We start from the raw sequence: 1837 nt of genomic DNA, 5'->3' as shown, positions 1-1837 counted from the left end.
TGAAGTATTTATTAGTATCCTCGGATAACAGATAAGAAGCAAATAGAAGCTTTCCTGAGAGAATAATCCAGTTGTCTCCAATAAGCATAACCTATTTGCTGTTTGCAAACAGCATTTTTATTTAAAATTTGCTGTTTGCAAACAGCTAATGATTATATTTGCATCTCAAGAATACAAAATCAAGAATGTATGGAAACACTATTTGCCAAACAAGATCGTTTGTTAATGCTCACATCTACTGAAATTATACGAGCACTTATGTATAAAATCAATTGGGATGCCCAACTAATTGCCATTAGAGGACCACGAGGAGTAGGAAAAACGACTCTAATGTTACAGTATATCAAACAGCATTATGAAGCATATAACCGAGAAGTGCTTTATTGTACATTGGATTCGGTTTATTTCTCTAATCATACTCTACTGGAATTGGTGGACGTTTTCTATAAACATGGTGGCAAACACCTGTTTCTGGATGAAGTACATAAATATCCGACCTGGAGTAAAGAAATAAAAGAGATTTATGATATGTACCCCGATTTAAGAGTGGTGTTTAGTGCATCTTCCCTACTCAACATACTGAATGCAGACGCCGACCTGTCCAGACGTTGTATTCCTTATGAAATGCAAGGACTTTCTTTTCGGGAATTCCTACTATTTTACAAACAATTGGATTTACCAATATGTACTCTGGATGAAGTCTTAAAATCTCCCGGTGACATTTGTTCAAAGGTAAACAAGGTATGCCGTCCCCTTCCTTTTTTTAAAGAGTATTTACAATATGGATATTATCCATTTTATTTAAAAAATCAGATGGATTATTATACGAGTATTGAACAGGTTACTAATTTTATTATTGAATCGGAATTACCCCAACTGTGTGGGGTCGACGTCGGCAATATTCGTAAACTGAAAGCACTACTAGGAATTTTAGCTACTTCAGTTCCCTTTGAAGTGGACATTTCCAAACTATCAACAACAATCGGCATTCATCGCAATACAGTAATAGAATATTTAAACAGCTTAGAAAAAGCGAAGTTACTTCGTTTACTATATGCAGATTTATTATCTGTAAAAAAGATGCAAAAGCCGGACAAGATATATTTAGATAATCCGAATCTGCTCTATGCTTTGGCTTCTCGACCTGTAAAAACAGGAACAGCACGTGAGACATTTGTGGTAAACCAACTTGGCTATATGAACGAAGTAGAATATGGAAAGAAAACCGGAGACTTTAAAATAAACGGGCATTATGTTTTGGAAGTTGGTGGAGAAGGCAAAACTTATGACCAGATAGCTGATATTCCCGATTCTTATATATTGGCCGATGGAATAGAAACCCCATATCGCTGCAAATTGCCGCTTTGGATAGTTGGCTTTTTGTATTAATGGGGCAACTTTCCCATATGAGTAAAGAAGATATTCTCCCTTTATAGAGAATCTTTTCTCAATACGGTGAGAGTTTCTTCTCAATATGACGAGAATAAACTCTCAATTATATGAGAAAAGGTTCTCACCATAGTAAGAAAGATGAGAAGATGTAGTTCCCTGATATTAGTTGACTACTTTAAATCTTATCCCTAAACTTGATTGACTAAGAGAATTACTTTCTCTGAAAGTTATTGACCTTTATTAGTTCATAGCCCTAATATCAGTTTACCCCAAGCTACAGAACTAAACAAAAGGAAAAAACATACAGTTACCTTGGTAATATTTCTCAAAAAGAGATACCTTTGTATACTACTAACCAAATACCCATTAGAATGAAACAGGGCATTTATGCCACAATATGGCTAATAAGTTTTCTTTTACTAAACTCATGTACACGACAGCACAA

General features: G+C 34.9%; 1 protein-coding gene. It reads left to right on the top strand.

The window, feature by feature from the left end:
- The first annotated feature begins 189 nt into the window (after positions 1–189).
- Complete coding sequence (locus tag DW036_RS25295) at positions 190–1389, top strand: ATP-binding protein (protein WP_118466743.1); 1200 nt, start codon at positions 190–192, stop codon at positions 1387–1389.
- Positions 1390–1837 lie beyond the last annotated feature (448 nt).

Origin of the sequence: Bacteroides sp. AF39-11AC (assembly GCF_003474285.1) — a bacterium.
GTDB lineage: Bacteria > Bacteroidota > Bacteroidia > Bacteroidales > Bacteroidaceae > Bacteroides.
The sequence above is the reverse complement of the archived record's forward strand: the minus strand, read 5'-3'. Positions and strand labels throughout refer to the sequence as shown.